Genomic DNA, 4,914 nt, shown 5'->3' on the forward strand with positions numbered 1-4,914 from the left:
TGCTGATCAAAGCCAGCCTGCAGCGGGTCAACCTGCGTAGTGCCAACCTGACCGGCGCCGACCTGCGCGGCGCGGACCTCAGCGGCGGCAACCTGATCGACGCCAATATGCGAGGCACCCTGATGGAGGGCGCCATCCTGGACGGCGCCGCCATGCCGGCCCAGATCGACGACGACGACGAGTGAGCGGGCTGGGGTTCCCCCAGACACCGGCCTGAAGTCATGCCGGTGGCATCTTCCCAAGACGTCCATACCCCGCTAACCATACCCGCGGATGGCGATGGGGTTGCTTTGAGCGCGAGCGGGATAGGACTGGCGGCCCTGGTGGCCCTGGGGCTGACGGTGCAGGCCCAGGCCGGCGCGCCGGCCGGCACAGCGCCCGGCCGGGTCGTTTCGCTGAACCTCTGCACCGACCAGTTGGCGGCCTTGCTGTTGCCGCCGGGGCGCATCGCCGCCCTGTCGCACTTGGCCCGCGATCCCGAACTGTCCTATGTGGCCAGCCGCGTCGCCGGCATCCCGGTCACCCAGGGCGGAGCTGAGGAATTACTGGCCCTGAAGCCGGATCTGGTGCTGGCCGGCAGGTACACGGCGCAAGCGGCGGTGCGCATGGCGAAGGCCCACCATATCCCAGTAGTACAGGTGGGCCTGGTCGCGGATTTCGACGGAATCCGGGCCCAGGTGCGCACCGTGGCCGGCGCCCTGGGCGAATCGGCCAAGGGGGAGGCGTTGCTGGCCGACATGGATCGGCGGCTGGCGGCGGCGGCGCCTGCCGATGACCGGCGGCCCACCGCCCTGTCGCTGGCGCCCGGCGCCTTCACCTCCGGCGCCGGCACGCTGACCGCCGCCGTGATGCGGGCCGCCGGCCTGGTCAATTATCCCGAGGCCAAGGGCATGTCGGGTTATGGCTACCTGACGGTGGAGGGCATCGTGGCGGACCCGCCCGACCTGCTGGTCGCCAGCACCGGGGTCAAGGACCGTCCCTCCCTGTCCGGCGCCTTGATCGACCATCCCGCCCTGCGCCGCGTGCTGCCCGAAGGGCACCGGCCGCGACTGGCGGAGAACCTGCTGGGCTGCGGTGGCCCCTACACGGTGGAGGCGGTGGAGGCGCTGGCCCGTGCGCGCGGCCAGTGGCTGGCGCGCCACGATGGAGGGCGGCCATGATCCCGTGGTTCCGCCGCCATCCCCTGGCCGTGCTGCTGCCGCTGACGGCGCTGCTTTTCGTCGCCTCCCTTTCGCTGGGTGCCAGCGGGGTGTCGCTGGCGGGGGTGCTCGCCGACTGGCGGGCCCATGGGGAAGCGGGGGATGCCGGCGGCACCGCCTGGATCATCTTCACGGAAATCCGCCTGCCCCGCGCGTTGCTGGGCCTGCTGGTGGGCGGCGCGCTGGGCATGAGTGGCGCCGCCCTGCAGGGCATGCTGCGCAACCCGCTGGCGGAGCCCGCCGTCATCGGCGTGTCGCCCTGCGCCGCGCTGGGCGCCGTCATCGCCTTCTACAGTGGCTTCGCCAACAGCCTGGCGCTGGCCGTTCCCCTGGGCGGCATCGCCGGCGCCCTTATCGCTGTGGTCCTGCTGTTCGCGCTGGCTGGGCGCAGCGTTGGCGTGCTGACCCTGATCCTGGCCGGCATCGCCCTCAGCAGCTTCGCCGGGGCCGCCACCTCGCTGGCCCTGTCCCTGTCACCCAATCCCTACGCGTTGGCGGAGATCGTCTTCTGGATGATGGGGTCGCTGGCCGACCGCACGATGGACCAGGTGTATCTGGCCGCCCCCTTCATCGCCGTGGGCACCGCCCTGCTGCTGAGCGTGGGGCCGGCGCTGGACGCCCTGTCCCTGGGTGAGGACACGGCCCAGTCGCTGGGCTTCCCCGTGCGCCGGGTCGGTGCCCGGGTGGTGGTCGGCACGGCGCTGGCCGTGGGCGCGTCTGTCGCGGTCACCGGCGCCATCGGCTTCGTCGGCCTGGTGGTTCCCCATCTGATGCGCCCCCTGGTGAGCCACCAGCCGCGCCGCCTGCTGCTGCCTAGCTTCGCCGGGGGCGCCTGTCTGGTGCTGGCGGCCGACACCACCCTGCGCCTGGGCGGACCTGGGCCGGAGTTGAAGCTGGGTGTGGTCACGGCCCTGCTGGGCGCACCCTTCTTCCTGGGCCTGGTGCTGGCGACGCGCCGGATACTCGCATGAGAGAGGGGGGCATGACGACGCTGGAGGCAAGGGACATCCGCCTGACCTTGGATGGCCGGTCGGTGCTGGACGGCGTCTCGCTGCGTTTGCGCGCCGGCGAGGTCTGCGGCCTGATCGGTCCCAACGGGGCCGGCAAGTCCAGCCTGATGCGCATCCTCGCCGGCCTGCGACCGCCCGATGCCGGCGCGGTGACCCTGGACGGCCAGCCCCTGCCCTGCCCGCCGGACGCGGCGACCGCCCGCCGCCTGGCCTATCTGGCGCAGGACCGCGACATCCATTGGCCCCTGACGGTGGCGAACGTGGTGGCCCTGGGCCGCCTGCCCCACCGTGGCCCCTTCCGCGACAATGGCGCCGCCGACAGGGCGGCGGTGGAGCGGGCCTTGGCCGCCGCCGACTGCGCCCACCTGCGCGACCGGGTCGCCACCACGCTGTCGGGGGGCGAACGGGCGCGGGTGCTGTTGGCGCGCGTGCTGGCGGGGGAGCCGGACATCCTGCTGGCGGATGAGCCGGCGGCCAGCCTGGACCCCCTGCACCAGGTGCAGGTGATGGACCTGTTGCGCACCCTCGCCGGCGCTGGGGCAGCGGTGCTGGCGGTGCTGCACGACCTGAACGCGGCGGCCGGCTGGTGCGACCGGGTGGTGATGCTGCATGCTGGCCGGGTGGCGGCGGATGGTCCGCCGGCCGATGTGCTGGAACCCGGGCTGCTGCGCACCATTTATGGCGTGGACATCGCGCGCGGGACGGTCGATGGCCAGCCGGTTTTCGTGGCCCGCCAGTTTCCATGACCCGGCGATAGCGACTGTCACGAAGCGCGCTATGATGGGCCAGGATTTGCCAAGGGAGTTCAGGACGATGCGACAGGTGACGGTGGCGGCCACCCAGACGTGGTGCGACTGGAACAAGGGCGGCAACATCGACCGGGTGGAGGCGCTGGTGCGCCGCGCCGCCGGCGAGGGCGCCCAGATCATCCTGCCGCAGGAACTGTTCGAAACGCCGTATTTCTGCATCAACCAGAAGGCCGCGCACTTCGCCCACGCCGCTCCGGTGGAGGGGCACCCGGTACTGACCCGCTTCACCGCCCTGGCGCGCGAGCTCCAGGTCGTGCTGCCCACCAGTTTTTATGAGCGGGCGGGCAACGCCTATTTCAACTCCCTGGCCATGATCGACGCCGACGGCAGCATCCTGGGCATTTACCGCAAGAGCCACATCCCCGACGGCCCGGGTTATCAGGAGAAGTTCTACTTCAGCCCCGGCGACACCGGCTTCCAGGTCTATAAGACCCGCTACGCCACCATCGGCACCGCCATCTGCTGGGACCAATGGTTCCCCGAGGCCGCGCGGGTCATGGCCCTGCAGGGGGCGGAGATCCTGTTCTACCCCACCGCCATCGGCTCCGAACCCCAGGACCCGACGCTGGACAGCCGCGACCATTGGCAGCGGGTCATGCAGGGCCATGCCGGCGCCAACCTGGTGCCGCTGGTCGCCAGCAACCGCGTGGGGACTGAGACCGATGACGACCGGTCCATCACCTTCTACGGCTCCTCCTTCATCGCCGGACCCAAGGGCGAGAAGGTCGCGGAGGCGACTCGCGACGAGGAGACGGTGCTGACCGCCACCTTCGATTTGGACGAAATCGCGAAGGTGCGGTCGTCCTGGGGCGTGTTCCGCGACCGCCGGCCGGAGCTCTATGCGCCCCTGTTGACCCTGGATGGACGCACACGCAGGGGTTGACCGCCATTTCCAGCGCAAACGCCGCGTTAACCAACAAATAACGATGACAATTTTGTCATGCATCGGCCTCGGACGCCGCACCCGCGGATAAATCCTTTTGCCTTGGGCGATTCTGCGATAAATGAGGGGGCGGCAGTTGATAAATCGAGTCAAATACAAATGGGTGCTCAAAAGAGCTCTGTGACCGGTGCCCTTGCGTCCGCGTACTCACTTTCCAAGCGCGGCGAGGGGCCCAATCCTATTGATATCCATGTCGGCAATCGCTTGCGCTTGCGCCGTACTTTGCTGGGCCTGAGCCAGGAGATCCTGGGTGAGGCGGTGGGCATCACCTTCCAGCAGCTTCAGAAGTACGAGCGGGGCATGAATCGCATCAGCGCCAGCCGCCTGTTCAACCTTTCCCAGGTGCTGGGCGTGCCCGTCGGGTACTTCTTCGAAGACCTGCCGGCGACCGAGCAGGCCACGCGCATCGCGCTGGGCAGCGAGGAAGGCGAGACCATGGCCCGCCGTGAGACGCTGGAACTGGTGCGCGCCTATTACCGCGTGCCGGACGGCGCCGTGCGTCGCCGCGCCTTCGACCTGCTGAAGGCCCTGGGCGGCGACGTCCGTGAGGCCGAGGACGCCTAAGCGGGATGCGATCACCCGTGATCGCATCCCGCTCTTAACCTGTACATGATAGAGCGGATTTACACGATCAGGTGAGTTCACCTGATCGTGTTCCGCTCTAGGACCTGAAACTGTCAGGTACTTCAGGTATAGTGCCAGCCGCCGGACGGGGTCCCGTCCGGCGGTTGCCTTATGGCCCCTTCACGCGCCCAGCCCCCGTGCCTGCATGCCGCTGACGACCGAAGACATCATCCTGGACCATGGCTTCCCCGGCACCCGCCGGACGCTAACGGTCCATCGCTTCGGCCCCGTGGATGGCGGTGGAGCCGCACGCCCCAAGGCCTATATCCAGGCGGCGCTGCACGCCGACGAAATTCCCGGACTGCTGGTGGCCCAACACCTGCGACCCG

Annotated in this window: 6 protein-coding genes and 1 pseudogene; all 7 read left to right on the plus strand. The window is 69.4% G+C overall.

Annotation, left to right across the window (positions count from 1 at the left end; all coding sequences use genetic code 11):
• On the plus strand, positions 1-185 hold a 185-nt coding region (locus tag I55_RS21615), incomplete at its 5' end, for a pentapeptide repeat-containing protein (RefSeq protein WP_044562669.1).
• A 105-nt stretch (positions 186-290) separates the two neighbouring features.
• The gene (locus I55_RS21620) at positions 291-1,160 is read left to right on the plus strand and encodes an ABC transporter substrate-binding protein (RefSeq protein WP_049974372.1); all 870 of its coding nucleotides are present in this window, start codon (positions 291-293) and stop codon (positions 1,158-1,160) included.
• Positions 1,157-2,170: an iron ABC transporter permease gene (locus I55_RS21625; protein ID WP_044562670.1), complete on the plus strand. Its 1,014-nt coding sequence runs from the start codon at positions 1,157-1,159 to the stop codon at positions 2,168-2,170. The genes I55_RS21620 and I55_RS21625 overlap by 4 nt, the downstream gene beginning before the upstream one ends.
• An 11-nt stretch (positions 2,171-2,181) precedes the next feature.
• A complete protein-coding gene (locus tag I55_RS21630) occupies positions 2,182-2,955 on the plus strand; it encodes an ABC transporter ATP-binding protein (protein ID WP_044562671.1) in 774 nt (257 codons plus the stop codon).
• Positions 2,956-3,022: 67 nt separating this feature from the next.
• Complete coding sequence (aguB, locus tag I55_RS21635; protein WP_044562672.1) at positions 3,023-3,901, plus strand: N-carbamoylputrescine amidase; 879 nt, start codon at positions 3,023-3,025, stop codon at positions 3,899-3,901.
• Positions 3,902-4,060: 159 nt separating this feature from the next.
• Entirely contained in the window at positions 4,061-4,525 is a 465-nt protein-coding gene (locus I55_RS21640) for a helix-turn-helix domain-containing protein (protein ID WP_044562673.1), read from the plus strand.
• Positions 4,526-4,730: 205 nt separating this feature from the next.
• Positions 4,731-4,914: pseudogene (locus tag I55_RS21645) on the plus strand (hypothetical protein); the annotation flags it as partial.

The sequence above is a fragment of the Azospirillum sp. B4 genome (genome assembly GCF_000333275.1).
Classification (GTDB): domain Bacteria; phylum Pseudomonadota; class Alphaproteobacteria; order Azospirillales; family Azospirillaceae; genus Nitrospirillum.

Excerpts from the sequence above, each read along its gene's own strand:
- I55_RS21640 (WP_044562673.1), top strand. The coding sequence starts at position 4,061 with ATGGGTGCTCAAAAGAGCTCTGTGACCGGTGCCCTTGCGTCCGCGTAC.
- aguB (WP_044562672.1), top strand. The coding sequence starts at position 3,023 with ATGCGACAGGTGACGGTGGCGGCCACCCAGACGTGGTGCGACTGGAAC.
- I55_RS21625 (WP_044562670.1), top strand. The coding sequence starts at position 1,157 with ATGATCCCGTGGTTCCGCCGCCATCCCCTGGCCGTGCTGCTGCCGCTG.
- I55_RS21630 (WP_044562671.1), top strand. The coding sequence starts at position 2,182 with ATGACGACGCTGGAGGCAAGGGACATCCGCCTGACCTTGGATGGCCGG.